The following is a 14,811-nucleotide window of genomic DNA, read 5'->3' as shown; positions in this document are numbered from 1 at the left end:
CTTGCACAGAAGGGTGGCCGTATGCCACCACCACTTACCTCCAGATGACTTGAGGTTGTTTATCGCGCACTGCCCCCTTTATCCCCTTTATGTCTGAGTGCATTGCCCCTAGAACCTGGCAGCAAGGGGCAATGTTGTACGATGCATGTCCCACACAATCTCCCTCAGCGAACCCATTCGCCGAAAGGCGCGTCACTTTCGATGTAACGCGCAGCCGATTGCACATCGCGCCATCCGACATAGTCCATCAGCGCTTTGTTGCTCCATTGATTTCTGCTCGCCCAGGTAGCGAAGCCGCGTCGCAGCGAATGTGCCGAGTACCCTTCCGGGTCAACGCCGCTGCGCAGAAAAATCTGACGCAATAGACGTGAGAGGCTATTCGCGTGGAGCGTATGAGTCCTTAGATGCCTCCAGCGATCAATAGCGCGAAACAGCGCCCCCTCGCTGAGCCCACTCGCTTCCAACCACACCTCGTAGGCCGCGACCGGGCACAAGCGCTTGAGGGCCGGCACCTTGAGCACGCGGCCGCGGTTGCTGCGGTCGGACTTACTACTCGGCAAGAACAGCTCCAGCCCCTGGGCTGGGCGCCACTGGATGTGCTCGATGCGCAACCGGCTCAACTCATCGCTGCGGAACGCCCGCCAGAAGCCGAGCAGGATCAGCGCCTGATCACGCGCAGCGCGCAGCCTTACCGCTGGCAACGGATCCGCAAGCTCCTCAGCAAGGTGGGCGATGCAGGTTTCCAACTCCCTTAGTGCTAGGGCCTCGGCCTGCTTCACCGGCTGCGGATGCAGCGCCTGAATCCCCTTCAGCGTATCGCGCACCCGATAGGATTTGGTGGGGTCGGTAAAGCCCAACTGCTGATGCCAGCGCGCCAAAGCGGCCAGGTGTACGCGCAGGGTACGGGACGTCAGTTGGTCGCCGTAATGCGTGAGGTAGCGCACCACGCTCTCGCCGGACGCGGGCAGCAAGCCGCCCCACTCCGTCTCGAAGTGCGCAATGGCCTGAGCGTAGCGCCGCTCGGTACTGGCTCGACGCGCGGCTTGGAGATAACGATCGGGCGAAGTGTCCACCACCGCCTCCGTCTGTACCCCCGCACGCGGCAAAATACCTCTAAAAGCACCATCACGTTCGAGAAACTTGGCTTCTCAAACATCAGTTTGTTCGATTTTTTTCACATGATCAGGCGCTTGTACACGTGTACTTCCATACTGATTACAGTACGAAAAAATGGGAACAGACCTATGGCCCGCGCTGGTATCAATAAAGCCTTCGTGCTGCGCGCCAGTGATGCAGTGCTCGCCAGCGGTCTATCACCCACCATCGAGGCCTTACGCGCAGAGCTCGGCCACTCGGGATTCTAAGACTACCTGCCTTCACTTCCTGCGTGAGTTGAACGTGGCAGCCCCCCATCCACTGCAGGTGGATCTGTCGGAAGAGTTACAGGCGCTGCTGGAAAGTTTAACTGAGCGCTTAGCCAACGAAGCGCAGACGTCTGTCTCGAACGGCTGCGCTTGCCTGAAATGGTAACAAACGGCTACCAATAGCAGCGTGCATCGATAGGGTGAACAATGACAGCTCAGATTGCGCATGCGGCGAGATGACTTACGTATGAACCCTTCATTCACATTCATTTTCTGAAATCTCCTACAGCTTGCGCAATTGACTGCTTATCTACTCATCTCTACCTTTGTATACGGCGCCTAAGAAACGCCTCACGTAGCGGTCAATCCGCCCCGACAGATGCGGCTTTTTTGTGCCTGTGGTCTAATCCTGCGCGCTCAGAAAACGTGTTATGTCGGGAGCGGACTAATACAAGACCCGCAAGGGGAATACGTCCGGTCCGCTACGTGGGATTTCTTAGCTCCCGACACCCAGCCCTAAGAAAGCTGAAATCACGTAGAGGTAATGGAAATGCCTACCAATTCCAGTAATTACAGGTTTTTCGCACATGCGTCTCCCCTAGTGAATTCACGAAGGACCACGGAGGCCAGCCATGACTGACCTTCACACCCCCACCCTCTTCACCCGCCACAACCGTCCCCTCCACACCCTTTGGCTCGAATCCCAAGCCTGGTTCTGCGCCCACGAACTCGGCCGCTTGAGCGGTCACTTCTTTGACGAACACTGCATGCGAACGCTCGACACAGACCAGCACCGTAGCGTGCTGTTACTGCGCAACGGTCAGTACCAGCAGACCACCATGGTCAGCGAGTCCGGGGCCTATACCTTGCTAGCACATCACCATATTCCGGAGAACCGGCATCTGCGCTGGTGGCTGACCCATGAGGTAGTGGCGGTGCTTCGTGATAGGCAGGTTGATGATGTGGAGGGTGTACCGCAGCTGGGGCAGATGTGTTGGCCTGGTGGGCTGTCGGCAACGTTGTTGTATTGGCAGAGTGAGCCTTGGGTCAGGATGCGGGATATGCCGGTGGTAATGGCTGGAGAGGTGGCTGAGCGGGGGCCCACTGCCAAGCGGAAGATGAGCTGGCGGGAGTGTGCCCAGCGGGCGTTGCGGCTCCATGGAGTGTAAAAAAGCGGCTACAGCTTCGCCCGCGCGCTCGGCAATACCACACTCGTAGAACAACGCATTCATTAGTGATTCAGCAGGGGCCTGTGGGAGCGGGCTTGTCCCGCGAACACCGGCGAAGCCGGTGCCATGCTCCGCGTGGCCCCATTCGCGGGACAAGCCCGCTCCCACAGAATTGGCAGACCGGCTGCTTGTGCAGCCCAAAGGATGACGGATCAACAGCTGGGTAAGCATCGGGCCTGCGTTATCTGCTTACTCCAGACGCTCCGCAGCCTTGCGGTAAACCTGATCGCGCTCGCGGCGGTCCACTGCGACGACGAACACGACAACCTCATTGTCGATCACCTGGTAAACCAACCGATAGCCACTGCTACGCAGCTTGATCTTGTAGCAGTCCGGAAATGCATGCAGCCGATTGGCTTCGATACGGGGATTGAGCAGAATCTCCGTCAGCTTTTTCTTGAACTGCTGGCGAACGGTATCACCCAGTTTTTTCCACTCTTTCAGCGCACGCGAATCGAACTCGAGACTATAGATCATCCAGCTTTACCTTCACGCGCTGCGGGGCGGCTAGCCGCTCGCTTACGGTCGCGATCAGGTCTTCATCCTCCTCGGTCATCAGGACCGGCCGAAAGGGCAGTTTGCCCCGCTCGGCTACATATTGCAGCGCTTGGCGCATGAGCTCGGAGGGTGTAACACCAAGACGTTCCAACTCCTGATAGGCACGAGCCTTGAGCTCATCGTCGACACGAACGTTGATGGATGCCATGGGCGCTCTCTCCAGGTAAAGACATTCGTCATTACACTGCACCGTTTGCCGGTGCAGTGCAAGCGCATCTCGTCTCTTGCTGGCCTCAGTGCCCTACGCAGGCAGCGCCATCCGGTACTCGATTACCCCCGGCTTTTCAGCTATCCAGTCGTACAGCCGCTGTGCAGTCTGGTTGGTTTCCTGGGTATGCCAGTACAACCGATCGCACTGTTTCTCCCGCGCCTGGCCCTGAACGTACTCGATCAACTGCTTGCCAACCTGCTTACCTCGCGCGTTTGGGCAAACGTACAGGTCTTCCAGATAGCAGAAGTCGTTACGCCCCCAAGTCGAGCGATGGAACACAAAATGGACGAAACCGAGGATGCGCTCACCGTCCGTGGCGACGGCGCAGTGCACGGGCTCTGCCGGGTCGAAAAACCGGGCCCAGGTCAGCTCGGTGGTGGCCTGGCTCAGCGCTACTTTGTAGAACGCCTGGTACTGGTCCCAATAGGCGGACCATTGAGGGAAATCGGTCTGCTTCAACTCGCGGACTGACATCAATGCGGGTGCAACTGTCATCGTGGACCCCTTTCAATGTGGGAATGGTCTGAAAACAGGTGCATTTATAGCGATAGAATGGCCTGAATAGCCCCGCCACTTTTTGCAAGCGAACCAGACCAATGTTCAAACACGCACAACTGCAATCGGTCAAAGCCTGGATGAGCGACCCGGCCCATGGCGCGTTGTCGTTGCATGTGCGGATCCAGCGAGCGATTCGCCAATTGATCCTTGATGGCGCGCTGCCGGTCGGTAAGTCGCTGCCGGCTTCACGCCCATTGGCCCAGTCACTGGGCGTCTCGCGGGATACCGTGGAGGCGGCTTACAGCCAGTTGCATGCAGAGGGCTTCATCGAGCGTCGGGTGGGCAGCGGAAGCTTCGTCTCGCAACGCGCACGGCATCTGCCACGGCGACAGCAAAAACGCGAAACGCGCTGCGATGAGCCACCTCAACTGAGCCGCCGGGCGCTGGCCGTGCTGCAGAGCGGGGGCGTGAATAATTTCCAAGGGCCGCGCCCGTTTGCACCGGGCGTAGCCGAGACCCGGCACTTCCCCCTGGCGATCTGGGAAAGGCTGGAGCGCCAGGTGTACAAGGAATTTGGCACCCAGGCATTGGAGCACAGTGCGCCACAGGGCATGGCCTGCCTGCGCAGCGCGATCGCTGACTACCTTAACCTTGAACGGGGCGCGCAGGCGTCTGCCGACCGAGTGCTGATCCTCACCAGCTCGCAGCAGGCGCTTAGCCTATGCGCGCAGGTGCTCATGGATGCAGGCGATCAGGTACTGGTCGAAGACCCGCTCTACCAAGGCACGCGCAAAGCCGTCGCGGCAGCAGGCCTCGAAGGCGTGCCCGTGCCGGTGGATGAAAACGGCCTGCAGGTGGAACGCATGACGCGGTTGGCCGCCAATGCCAGGGCCGTGTTTCTAACGCCGTCCCATCAATACCCCACCGGCGCGACGTTGTCGCTGGACAGGCGCCTGCAGGCCATCGAGTGGGCAAGGCAGCAGCGCGCCTGGATCATCGAAGATGACTACGACAGCGAGTTCCACTACGAAGGCCGGCCGACTGCCTGCGTGCAGGGCCTGGACCCGCATGACCGCACGCTGTACATCGGCACGTTCACCAAGTCGCTGTTCGCCGGGCTGCGCATCGGCTACTTGCTGTTGCCACCTGCTCTCGTAGCGCCGATGACCAATGCACGCACGCTGCAGGATGGGCATACGGCCTCCATTGCCCAGCTGACCCTGGCGCGGTTCATGGAGGGCGGGCACTACACGGCGCATGTGCGGAGCATGCGGGCGCTGTATGCCGCGCGCCGGGACATGCTGGCCGAGCTTGTGCACAAGCACTTGGGGGCGTTTCTGGCGCCAAGCATTCCAGCCGGGGGGCTGCAGATGCCCTGCCACTTCGTGCAGGACATGCCGGAAGATGCGGTAGTGAGGGCGGCGCATGCGGCGGGGATCGACCTGTTGGGGCTCGGCAGTTTGTATGCATCGCCGAGGAATGATGTGGGCCTGTTGATGGGGTTTGCGGCGCTAACGCCGGGCGAGATGCGTGTAGCGGTGGGGAAGCTGGCGAAGGTGTTTGCGGGGCTCAAGTAGTGGCCTCGCCCCCGCCACAAAGGCATCGATGTGCCGTACTGGGGCGCCCAGAGACGTGGTCGAGGGTGAGTCCGTTGCTAAGTTTAGGAGCAATTGCGGCTGCTTCAACTCACCGCCTGGAGCAGCGCACTGTTTTCGTCGATACGGCGTTGCACGGTTTGCAGCGTTTCCTGGGTGATCATCTGCGGATACATACGCTCGGCCATGTACCTAAACTGGCTCGCTGCAGCGCATATACGGTCGATGATGGCGGCGGCGGACGCCGGCGTAATGTCTGCTTCGCTTGCCAGGCCCAATATCGCTTTCCGGTCGATCGCCAAGGCCTCCCCCATCACATCCATCTGATGATAGCCGCCAGGGCCTTCGCAAAAGGTCACGTCATACGCGGGTGCCAGTTTCCACTCGCCTGCTCGCGACATCACGTAGGAAAAATTCTTGGGATGGTCATCGCGGTTATTGAACACCACGTTAAAAACAGCTCGCTCAAAGGCGCGCGCTTTCTCTCGCAGGTCGTTGGTGCACAGATGAGTCGCCCGCAAGAAGTTGACGTAATCCAGGGCACCGGGTGACCTGAAGTCGGCGCCGGTATAGGCCGCCAAGCTCTGCATCGGCACACGCAGATCCCCCTGGCGATCAAAACGTCGGCTGGCGAAAGCGGCCAGCCCATTTGGCAAACTGAAATGCTGGGTATCAGGCGTCGCAATGCCGCACTGACGTAGGCACTCGGCATAGACCATTTCGATAGCGCAGACTTCAGGGTGCTCTTCTCTCGCCGGAAACTTGATCAGCCAAGCTTCCAGGCCTGCCCTGGCAACGGTAGTAAATGCCCCCGTGTGCGGATCGCGATAGGCCAAGGCTTTTGGCCTGGCGCCTTGAGGGGAGCCCCCCACCACCAGAAGCTTCTGCACAAACGCGGCTCCGTCCCCCTTGAGTACCTCTTGTACCTCGGCGGCCAGCAGGTCGAGCGGGATATGCTCCGCAGGTTGCAGCCCCTCGGCCGCAACGGGCTCGAATGAAAGGGCACCCATGGCGTTATTGCCGATGTAAGCCAACCGCTCCAATGGCCCTATGCGAGCAACGTTGAGCCCACGACGCTTAAACAGGCGGTCCATCAGCAGCATGCCCCAGCCATCTGGCATCGCATCGTAGACAGGCCCTGGCAAACCGGACTGGTGGGCAGGGAAGCCTCTACGCAATGCGTCACCTTGCAACGGCATGGCATACGACGACAACTCAAGCCCACGCAGCTTCGCTTCGCTGCTGTACTCGAACACAATCTGCGGACGGCTAGAGACGGCCGTGGTGGACACAAGCGTGCCCCACAGCCAGCGCTCACCCCAACCTTCGTAATAGATGCGCACTTGCTCAAGCATTGTCGTGTTTACTCCTGATACGCTGCCGCTTAGCACTCTGCTCGTAGCGATGCAGGTCAGCGAGGCTGTCCAGCTTGGGCAAGAAAAGGCCTTCTAGCTCCTTGCCGCGCCCCAGCACCATGGCCACCTTGACCAGGTTCTCAAAGCCGACATTTCGCCCAGCCTCCAGATTGGACACGGTATTGGTAGCGATACCCGCCCTGCCAGCCACATCGCCCTGCGTCATCTGCTGCGCTAGCCGCTCGGTGCGCAAACGTTCGCAAATGCGCTTCACCACTTCGCTCGGCTTACTAAAGCTTAAATCCAGCATAGCGAGTAATAACTCCATGAAATCCACTTAACACACAAGATAGTAGTAGCAGGCCCTGCCAGCGATCAATCTCAATAATCACAATATTTTGTGTCTTATTGATAAAATAATCAGTTTAGCAACAAAATAATGGAATTAAATTAAGATACGCAGACATGATCTTGATCGTCATGTAGGTTAGAGAAAATCAAAGCCCCCTACCCTACACAGACTCAGTCATCGTATCTCCACACGAACCCCTGGCCCCCGGTATAGAGCCCACCACCCTTCATACCACCCAGAATGCCGCGACAACATCTCACCCTCATCACACCACAAAGCGTTGACATCCCCACCACCACTTGATAAAAATCGCCACAGTTGTACGACAACGCATAACAAAAACAACAATCCGTGGACGATCGCCATGTCGACTTCAATCGCGTTATACCCCCGCGTTGCACCTTTCCCGATTTCGTCACCTGCGGCCACCTAGGGCCGTAAGCCCGTTTCACCCTCCCTGGCCGTGACCGGCCCGTTACCTACCCGCCCCTACCGCTGGCCGCTTGCGCGTGCACGGTGGACGGGCCGCCACACCCTTTTGTGGAGCACAACAATAATGAGAATCTGCCAAACCCTTCCCTTTGCCCTGCTCGGCGTCGGCATGCTCGGCAGCCTGCCGGGTACCACGCTGGCAGCGGGCTTTGTCGAGGATGCCAAGGCCACGCTCGGCCTGCGCAACTTCTACATCAACCGCAACTTCACCAACCCCAGCAACCCGCAAAGCAAGGCCGAGGAATGGACGCAGAGCTTCATCCTCGATGCCCGCTCGGGCTTTACCGAGGGGCCGGTGGGGTTCGGTGTGGATGTGCTGGGCATGTGGTCGGTGAAGCTTGATGGCGGTGGCGGCACCTACGGCACCGGGCTGTTGCCGCGCCACGACGATGGGCGCCCAGCCGATGACTTTGGGCGCCTGGCGGTGGCGGGCAAGGCGCGGATCTCGAAGACCGAGCTTAAGATCGGCGAATGGATGCCGGTGCTGCCGATCCTGCGTTCCGACGACGGCCGTTCGCTGCCGCAGACGTTCCGCGGGGGGCAGGTCACCTCCAACGAGATCGCCGGGCTGACGCTGTATGGCGGGCAGTTCCGTGGCAACAGCCCTCGCAATGACGCGAGCATGGAAGACATGAGCTATGGCGGGGCGCTTTCCGACCGCTTCAACTTCGTCGGCGGCGAATACAAGTTCAACCAGGACCGCACGCTGGTCGGGCTGTGGAATGCGGTGCTCAAGGACGTCTACCAGCAGCAATACCTGCAACTGAGCCACAGCCAGCCAGTGGGTGACTGGACCCTGGGCGCCAACCTGGGCTACTTCCATGGCGATGAAGACGGCTCCGAGCGTGCCGGGCAGCTGGACAACAAGACCTACTCGGGGATGTTCTCGGCCAAGTATGGCGGCAACACCTTCTGGGTTGGGCTGCAAAAAGTCGATGGCGATACCTGGATGCGGGTCAATGGCACCAGCGGCGGGACGCTGGCCAACGATAGCTACAACTCCAGTTTCGACAATGCCAACGAACGCTCGTGGCAGGTGCGGCATGACTTCAACTTCGTCACCGTCGGGGTGCCGGGTTTGACGCTGATGAACCGCTATATCAGCGGGCAGGATGTGCACACCGGTGCGGTTACCGATGGCAAGGAGTGGGTGCGGGAAACGGAGCTTGCGTATGTGATCCAGAGCGGGGCGTTCAAGGATTTGAGTGTGAAGTGGCGGAACTCGAGCATTCGCCGGGATTACAGCAACAACGAGTTTGATGAGAACCGGTTGATCTTCAACTATCCGTTGTCGCTGTTGTAACAAGAGGCTAGCGCGCTCCGTGTAGGAGCGGCCTTGTGTCGCGAAAGGGGCGCGCAGCGGCCCCAGTAATGGTAAGGGCTGCGCAGGTTTGGGGCCGCTGCGCAGCCCTTTCGCGACACAAGGCCGCTCCTACAATGGATTGCGTAAGCCGGTAAAACCCACACACGGCTCATTGACAACAGCCAACCCCACTGCCAATAATTCACATAGTCATACGACAACCTACAACAACTAACAACGAGCCGGCCATGACCCCAACTCCCCTCAATCGCCTGCTGCTCACCGGAGCCGCAGGCGGCCTGGGCAAGGTCCTTCGCGAACGCCTGCAAGGCTACGCCGAGGTCCTGCGCCTTTCCGACATCAGCCCGATGGCACCTGCCGCGGGCCCGCATGAAGAGGTGGTGGCTTGCGACCTCGCCGACAAGGCAGCGGTCCACGCCCTGGTCGAAGGCGTAGACGCCATCATCCACTTCGGTGGCGTGTCCACCGAGCATTCCTTCGAAGACATCCTCGGCCCCAACATCTGCGGCGTGTTCCACGTCTACGAGGCGGCGCGCAAGCATGGCGTCAAGCGCATCATCTTCGCCAGCTCCAACCACACCATCGGCTTCTACCGCCAGGACGAGCGCATCGACGCCCACTCCCCGCGTCGCCCCGACAGCTACTACGGCCTGTCCAAATGCTATGGCGAAGATGTCGCCAGCTTCTACTTCGATCGCTATGGCATCGAGACCGTGAGCATTCGTATCGGCTCGTCGTTCCCGCAACCGCAGAACCCGCGGATGCTCTGCACCTGGCTGAGCTACGACGACCTGGTCCAGCTGATCGAGCGCGGGCTGTTCACGCCCAACGTCGGCCACACCATCGTCTATGGCGCCTCCGACAACCGCACCGTGTGGTGGGACAACCGCCATGCCGCGCACCTGGGCTATGCGCCTAAAGACACCTCCGAGGTCTTCCGCGAGGCCGTCGAGGCCCAACCGGCGCCCGCCGCCGATGACCCGAGCATGGTCTATCAAGGCGGCGCTTTCGCCGTGGCCGGACCGTTCAACTGACCCCCACGCGCCAGGAGGCACGGCCATGAACTGCGAACTGATCGTCGACGCCCGCAACGGTACCGGCGAAAGCCCTGTGTGGCACCCTACCGAACAGGCCCTGTACTGGGTCGACATCCCTGCCCGCACACTGCACCGCTGGCAGCCCGATGGGGCCCAGCAGGCGTGGCAAGGTGACGAAATGCTCGCCTGCATCGCCCGCACCGAACACGGGTGGGTCGCGGGGATGGAAAGCGGCATCTTCCACCTCGAACCCAAGGCCGACGGCAGCCTCGACAGCCGCCTGCTCAGCACCGTCGAACATGCCCAAGGCGGCATGCGCTTCAACGATGGGCGCTGCGACCGCCAGGGCCGCTTCTGGGCCGGCACCATGTTGATGGACATGCCGCAGGGCGCCCATGTCGGGGCGCTGTACCGGCATGACGGCGAAGGGCACCTGCACCTGCAGCAGGACGGCATGATCGTGCCCAATGGCCTGGCCTTCAGCCCCGACGGCACGCGCATGTACCTGTCGGACTCGCACCCCAACGTGCAGAAAATCTGGGTATTCGACTACGACATCGACAGCGGTACGCCCCACAACAAGCGGTTGTTCGTCGACATGCATGCCTACCCTGGCCGCCCCGACGGCGCCGCCATCGACCAGGACGGCTGCTACTGGATCTGCGGCAACGACGCCGGCCAGATCCACCGCTTCACCCCCGATGGCCGCCTGGACCGCTCGCTCAATGTACCGGTGAAAAAACCGGCCATGTGCGCCTTTGGTGGCGCCAACCTGGACACCCTGTTCGTCACGTCGATCCGCCCTGCGGGCATTGACCTCGCCGACCAGCCGCTGGCCGGTGGGGTATTTGCCTTCGAACTCGGCGTCAAAGGCCTGGAGGAGCCTGCCTACCGGGGCTGAACACCCGCTCTGCCACACACTTGCACACACGAAACCGGATAATAAAAACCACGGAGTTTCACCATGACCTTCAAACGCAAGCTGCTCCTTGCCGTACTCCCCTTCGCCTTCAGCCTGTCGATGCCGGCCTCCGCGCTGGACATCAAGTTCGCCGAGATTCACCCGGCCGGCTACCCGACCGTGGTCGCCGAACAGAACATGGGCAAAAAGCTCGAAGCCGCCAGCAATGGCGAGATCACCTTCAAGATGTTCCCCGGTGGGGTGCTCGGCTCCGAGAAGGAAGTGATCGAGCAGGCACAGATTGGTGCCGTGCAAATGACCCGCGTCAGCCTGGGGATCGTCGGCCCGGTGGTGCCGGACGTGAACGTGTTCAACATGCCGTTCGTGTTCCGTGACCATGAACACATGCGCAAGATCATCGACGGCGACATCGGCCAGGAGATCCTCGACAAGATCACCAACTCCGAATTCAACTTGGTGGCCCTGGCCTGGATGGATGGCGGCTCGCGCAGCATCTACACGAAAAAACCGGTGCGCAGCCTTGAAGACCTCAAGGGCATGAAGATCCGCGTGCAGGGCAACCCACTGTTCATCGACATGATGAACGCCATGGGCGGCAACGGCATTGCCATGGACACTGGCGAAATCTTCAGCGCCCTGCAGACCGGCGTGATCGACGGCGCCGAGAACAACCCGCCGACGCTGCTCGAGCACAACCACTTCCAGAGCGCCAAGTACTACACCCTCACTGGCCACCTGATCCTGCCGGAACCGGTGGTGATGTCCAAGACCACCTGGAACAAGCTCACCGCAGACCAACAGGCACTGGTGAAGAAGGTCGCGCGTGAAGCGCAGATGGAAGAGCGTGCGCTGTGGGACGCCAAATCTGCGGCCAGCGAAGAGAAGCTGAAGGCGGCCGGTGTCGAGTTCATCACCGTCGACAAAAAGCCGTTCTTCGACGCCACTGCATCGGTCCGCGAGAAGTACGGTGCACCGTACGCGGACCTGATGAAGCGTATCGACGCCGTCCAGTAATACCGGCCCCTTCCAAGACGACCTCGACAGTGCGGCGGCCGCCGCCCTGTCGCTTTGGTGATGCCTATGAAATCGCTTTTCCTGAGCGTGAACGACACGCTGTACCGCGGCTGCATCTGGATTGCGGGCCTGTCGATCCTGGCCATGACGCTGATCATTCCGTGGGGCATCTTCGCCCGCTACGTGCTGGGCACCGGTTCCAGCTGGCCTGAGCCGGTCGCGATCCTGCTGATGGTGGTGTTCACTTTCGTCGGCGCCGCCGCCAGCTACCGGGCGGGCGCGCACATGGCGGTGGCGATGATCACCGACCGCCTGCCCGCCCTGCAGCGCCAGCTGGCTTCACTGCTGGTGCAACTGCTGATGATCGTGGTGTGCGTGTTCATGACCTATTACGGCACCAAGCTGTGCATCACCACCTGGAACCAGTCGCTGGCCTCGCTGCCAGGCATACGCGTGGGCATGACTTACGCGCCGATCCCGGTGGGGGGCGTGCTGACGCTGATCTTTGTCGTGGAAAAACTCCTGCTGGGCGACCAAAGCAACCGCAAGGTGGTGCGTTTCGACCTGGCTGAAGAAAGCGAAGGAGCTGCGTAAATGGATGCGTTCATTCTGTTGGGCAGTTTCATCGCGTTGATCCTGATCGGCATGCCGGTGGCTTACGCCTTGGGCCTGTCTGCGCTGATCGGCGCTTGGTGGATCGATATCCCGCTGCAGGCGATGATGATCCAGGTGGCCAGTGGGGTTAACAAGTTTTCGCTGCTGGCGATTCCGTTTTTCGTACTGGCTGGCGCGATCATGGCCGAGGGCGGCATGTCCAGGCGGCTGGTGGCGTTCGCCGGGGTACTGGTGGGCTTCGTGCGGGGCGGGTTGTCGCTGGTCAACATCATGGCCTCGACGTTCTTTGGCGCGATTTCCGGCTCGTCGGTGGCCGACACCGCGTCGGTGGGCTCGGTGCTGATCCCGGAGATGGAGCGCAAAGGCTACCCGCGTGAATTCTCCACCGCCGTGACCGTCAGTGGCTCGGTACAAGCGCTGCTGACCCCGCCCAGCCACAACTCGGTGCTTTACTCGCTGGCTGCGGGGGGCACGGTGTCGATTGCCTCGCTGTTCATGGCCGGGGTGATGCCTGGGCTGTTGCTGAGCGCGGTGATGATGGGCCTGTGCCTGATCTTCGCGAAAAAGCGCAACTACCCCAAAGGCGAAGTGATCCCGCTGCGCCAAGCGCTGAAAATCGCGGGCGAGGCGCTGTGGGGGCTGATGGCGATGGTCATCATCCTCGGCGGTATCCTGTCGGGCGTATTCACCGCGACCGAGTCGGCCGCCGTGGCCGTGGTCTGGTCGTTCTTCGTGACCATGTTCATCTACCGCGACTACAAGTGGCGTGACCTGCCCAAGCTGATGCACCGCACGGTACGCACCATCTCGATCGTGATGATCCTGATCGGCTTTGCCGCAAGCTTTGGCTACGTGATGACGCTGATGCAGATCCCCTCGAAGATCACCACGGCGTTCCTGACCCTGTCGGATAATCGCTACGTGATCCTCATGTGTATCAACTTCATGCTGCTGCTGTTGGGCACGGTGATGGACATGGCGCCGCTGATCCTGATCCTGACGCCGATCCTGCTGCCGGTGATCACGGGCATCGGCGTAGACCCGGTGCACTTCGGCATGATCATGTTGGTGAACCTGGGTATCGGCCTGATCACACCGCCGGTGGGCGCGGTGCTGTTCGTCGGTTCGGCCGTCGGCAAGGTGAGCATCGAGTCGACGGTGAAGGCGCTGCTGCCCTTCTACCTGGCGTTGTTCCTGGTATTGATGGCCGTGACCTACATCCCTGCCATCTCGCTCTGGCTGCCCAGCGTGGTGCTGTAAAGCCAAATGGGGCCGCTTGCGGCCCCATCCTCTTTTGCAAATGGATCCTGCACATGGCTGTTCCCTCCTCTGCCACTCCCCTCTTTCCTCGCAAGCTGGCACTGGCGCTACTGGCGCTGCTGGCCTGCTCGTTCGCTGCCAACCACGTTGCCGCACGCATCGCCTTCGATGATGGCACCGGGGTGCTGCTGGCGATCCTCTGCCGCTCCGGCATCACCTTTCTGGTCCTGGCCTGCCTGCTGCTGTGGCAACGCCAGGCCGTGGGCCTGCCGACCGGCACACGGCGCTGGCAATTACTGCTTGGCCTGCTGATCGCCACACAGAGCCTGTGCCTGTATTCGGCGGTGGCGCGCATCCCGGTGGCACTCGCGCTACTGGTGGGCAATACCTTCCCGATGTTGCTGGCGCTGCTCACGTGGGCGTTGGGCGGTGCACGCCCGACTGGCCGCACCGTGCTGTTCATGGGCCTGATCCTCTGCGGCCTGGTGCTGGCGCTGGATGTGCCGGCACGGCTGGCCGACAGCGCCGACGCCAACCCGCACTGGGCCCTGGGGGTAAGCCTGGCCTTCTGCGCCGCGTGCGCCTTCGCCTGCGCGCTGTGGATCACCGATCACAAACTGGCCGCCGTGCGCGGCCCGGTACGCAGCCTGCTGACCTTGCTGATCGTGTTCTCCAGCATGCTGGTGGCAGGCGCAAGCGGCGTGATGCCTTCCGGGCTGTCGCTGCCCGCCAGCAGCGGCGGGTGGGCGGCCTTGGCCAGCCTGGTGGTGCTGTATGGCGTGGCCTTCACCCTGCTGTTTGTCTGTGTGCCCCGGCTGAACATGGCGCAGAACGCGCCGGTGATGAACATCGAACCGATCGCCACCTTGCTGCTGGGCTGGGCGTTGCTGGATCAGCGCCTGAGTACCTGGCAACTGATCGGCGGTGCCGTGGTGGTGTGCGGCATCGTGCTGCTGACCTATCGCCGGGCGAGCTGAGCAAACAT

At 61.0% G+C, this 14,811-nt stretch carries 15 protein-coding genes; 9 read left to right on the top strand and 6 right to left on the bottom strand.

Annotation, left to right across the window (positions count from 1 at the left end):
• Nucleotides 1-164 precede the first annotated feature (164 nt).
• Nucleotides 165-1,073 carry a site-specific integrase gene (locus tag QOS90_RS04135; protein WP_159455777.1) on the bottom strand — a complete coding sequence of 303 codons (909 nt, stop codon included), beginning with the start codon at nt 1,071-1,073 and terminating at the stop codon, nt 165-167.
• Between the two features lie 923 nt (nt 1,074-1,996).
• Here QOS90_RS04135 and QOS90_RS04130 point away from each other — a divergent pair.
• A complete protein-coding gene (locus QOS90_RS04130; RefSeq protein ID WP_085272391.1) occupies nt 1,997-2,533 on the top strand; it encodes a BRO-N domain-containing protein in 537 nt (178 codons plus the stop codon).
• A 249-nt stretch (nt 2,534-2,782) separates the two neighbouring features.
• Here the strand turns inward: QOS90_RS04130 and QOS90_RS04125 are convergent, their stop codons facing one another.
• The 3 genes from QOS90_RS04125 to QOS90_RS04115 form a co-directional block, all read right to left on the bottom strand.
• Nucleotides 2,783-3,070, bottom strand: coding sequence for a type II toxin-antitoxin system RelE family toxin (locus tag QOS90_RS04125; RefSeq protein WP_085272390.1), 288 nt, complete (start codon nt 3,068-3,070; stop codon nt 2,783-2,785).
• The gene (locus tag QOS90_RS04120) at nt 3,060-3,299 is read right to left on the bottom strand and encodes a type II toxin-antitoxin system RelB/DinJ family antitoxin (protein ID WP_085272389.1); all 240 of its coding nucleotides are present in this window, start codon (nt 3,297-3,299) and stop codon (nt 3,060-3,062) included. The genes QOS90_RS04125 and QOS90_RS04120 overlap by 11 nt, the downstream gene beginning before the upstream one ends.
• Nucleotides 3,300-3,392: 93 nt before the next feature.
• On the bottom strand, nt 3,393-3,857 hold the full coding sequence (locus tag QOS90_RS04115; protein ID WP_085272388.1) for a GNAT family N-acetyltransferase: 465 nt from the start codon (nt 3,855-3,857) through the stop codon (nt 3,393-3,395).
• A 101-nt stretch (nt 3,858-3,958) separates the two neighbouring features.
• Here QOS90_RS04115 and pdxR point away from each other — a divergent pair, with 101 nt between their 5' ends.
• On the top strand, nt 3,959-5,437 hold the full coding sequence (pdxR, locus tag QOS90_RS04110) for a MocR-like pyridoxine biosynthesis transcription factor PdxR (RefSeq protein WP_085272387.1): 1,479 nt from the start codon (nt 3,959-3,961) through the stop codon (nt 5,435-5,437).
• A gap of 104 nt (nt 5,438-5,541) precedes the next feature.
• On the opposite strand, the gene QOS90_RS04105 is transcribed toward pdxR, so the two are convergent.
• Nucleotides 5,542-6,810: a type II toxin-antitoxin system HipA family toxin gene (locus QOS90_RS04105; protein ID WP_085272386.1), complete on the bottom strand. Its 1,269-nt coding sequence runs from the start codon at nt 6,808-6,810 to the stop codon at nt 5,542-5,544.
• Nucleotides 6,803-7,120 (bottom strand): helix-turn-helix domain-containing protein, encoded by a 318-nt coding sequence (locus tag QOS90_RS04100; protein WP_085272385.1) that lies wholly within the window; start codon nt 7,118-7,120, stop codon nt 6,803-6,805. The genes QOS90_RS04105 and QOS90_RS04100 overlap by 8 nt, the downstream gene beginning before the upstream one ends.
• A gap of 598 nt (nt 7,121-7,718) precedes the next feature.
• Here QOS90_RS04100 and QOS90_RS04095 point away from each other — a divergent pair.
• From QOS90_RS04095 to QOS90_RS04065, 7 genes are all read left to right on the top strand, one after another.
• On the top strand, nt 7,719-8,957 hold the full coding sequence (locus QOS90_RS04095) for an OprD family porin (protein ID WP_027594702.1): 1,239 nt from the start codon (nt 7,719-7,721) through the stop codon (nt 8,955-8,957).
• A gap of 248 nt (nt 8,958-9,205) precedes the next feature.
• Nucleotides 9,206-10,012, top strand: a complete 807-nt coding sequence (locus QOS90_RS04090) for an NAD-dependent epimerase/dehydratase family protein (protein ID WP_085272384.1) — start codon at nt 9,206-9,208, stop codon at nt 10,010-10,012.
• Between the two features lie 25 nt (nt 10,013-10,037).
• Nucleotides 10,038-10,916 carry a glucurono-1,5-lactonase gene (locus tag QOS90_RS04085; protein WP_085272383.1) on the top strand — a complete coding sequence of 293 codons (879 nt, stop codon included), beginning with the start codon at nt 10,038-10,040 and terminating at the stop codon, nt 10,914-10,916.
• A gap of 63 nt (nt 10,917-10,979) precedes the next feature.
• Entirely contained in the window at nt 10,980-11,951 is a 972-nt protein-coding gene (locus tag QOS90_RS04080) for a TRAP transporter substrate-binding protein (protein ID WP_085272382.1), read from the top strand.
• Nucleotides 11,952-12,017: 66 nt separating this feature from the next.
• Nucleotides 12,018-12,545 (top strand): TRAP transporter small permease, encoded by a 528-nt coding sequence (locus QOS90_RS04075; protein WP_085272381.1) that lies wholly within the window; start codon nt 12,018-12,020, stop codon nt 12,543-12,545.
• Nucleotides 12,546-13,826, top strand: coding sequence for a TRAP transporter large permease (locus QOS90_RS04070; protein WP_027594707.1), 1,281 nt, complete (start codon nt 12,546-12,548; stop codon nt 13,824-13,826).
• Between the two features lie 53 nt (nt 13,827-13,879).
• Entirely contained in the window at nt 13,880-14,803 is a 924-nt protein-coding gene (locus QOS90_RS04065) for an EamA family transporter (protein WP_085272380.1), read from the top strand.
• Nucleotides 14,804-14,811: the final 8 nt, after the last annotated feature.

The sequence above is a fragment of the Pseudomonas sp. LAIL14HWK12:I10 genome (genome assembly GCF_900184205.1).
GTDB lineage: Bacteria > Pseudomonadota > Gammaproteobacteria > Pseudomonadales > Pseudomonadaceae > Aquipseudomonas > Aquipseudomonas kermanshahensis.
The sequence above is the reverse complement of the archived record's forward strand: the minus strand, read 5'-3'. Positions and strand labels throughout refer to the sequence as shown.

What these genes read in the sequence shown, in the direction of transcription:
- QOS90_RS04130 (WP_085272391.1), top strand. Translation starts at nt 1,997, where the DNA reads ATGACTGACCTTCACACCCCCACCCTCTTCACCCGCCACAACCGTCCC.
- QOS90_RS04125 (WP_085272390.1), bottom strand. Translation starts at nt 3,070, where the DNA reads ATGATCTATAGTCTCGAGTTCGATTCGCGTGCGCTGAAAGAGTGGAAA.
- QOS90_RS04120 (WP_085272389.1), bottom strand. Translation starts at nt 3,299, where the DNA reads ATGGCATCCATCAACGTTCGTGTCGACGATGAGCTCAAGGCTCGTGCC.
- QOS90_RS04115 (WP_085272388.1), bottom strand. Translation starts at nt 3,857, where the DNA reads ATGACAGTTGCACCCGCATTGATGTCAGTCCGCGAGTTGAAGCAGACC.
- pdxR (WP_085272387.1), top strand. Translation starts at nt 3,959, where the DNA reads ATGTTCAAACACGCACAACTGCAATCGGTCAAAGCCTGGATGAGCGAC.
- QOS90_RS04105 (WP_085272386.1), bottom strand. Translation starts at nt 6,810, where the DNA reads ATGCTTGAGCAAGTGCGCATCTATTACGAAGGTTGGGGTGAGCGCTGG.
- QOS90_RS04100 (WP_085272385.1), bottom strand. Translation starts at nt 7,120, where the DNA reads ATGCTGGATTTAAGCTTTAGTAAGCCGAGCGAAGTGGTGAAGCGCATT.
- QOS90_RS04095 (WP_027594702.1), top strand. Translation starts at nt 7,719, where the DNA reads ATGAGAATCTGCCAAACCCTTCCCTTTGCCCTGCTCGGCGTCGGCATG.
- QOS90_RS04090 (WP_085272384.1), top strand. Translation starts at nt 9,206, where the DNA reads ATGACCCCAACTCCCCTCAATCGCCTGCTGCTCACCGGAGCCGCAGGC.
- QOS90_RS04085 (WP_085272383.1), top strand. Translation starts at nt 10,038, where the DNA reads ATGAACTGCGAACTGATCGTCGACGCCCGCAACGGTACCGGCGAAAGC.
- QOS90_RS04080 (WP_085272382.1), top strand. Translation starts at nt 10,980, where the DNA reads ATGACCTTCAAACGCAAGCTGCTCCTTGCCGTACTCCCCTTCGCCTTC.
- QOS90_RS04075 (WP_085272381.1), top strand. Translation starts at nt 12,018, where the DNA reads ATGAAATCGCTTTTCCTGAGCGTGAACGACACGCTGTACCGCGGCTGC.
- QOS90_RS04070 (WP_027594707.1), top strand. Translation starts at nt 12,546, where the DNA reads ATGGATGCGTTCATTCTGTTGGGCAGTTTCATCGCGTTGATCCTGATC.
- QOS90_RS04065 (WP_085272380.1), top strand. Translation starts at nt 13,880, where the DNA reads ATGGCTGTTCCCTCCTCTGCCACTCCCCTCTTTCCTCGCAAGCTGGCA.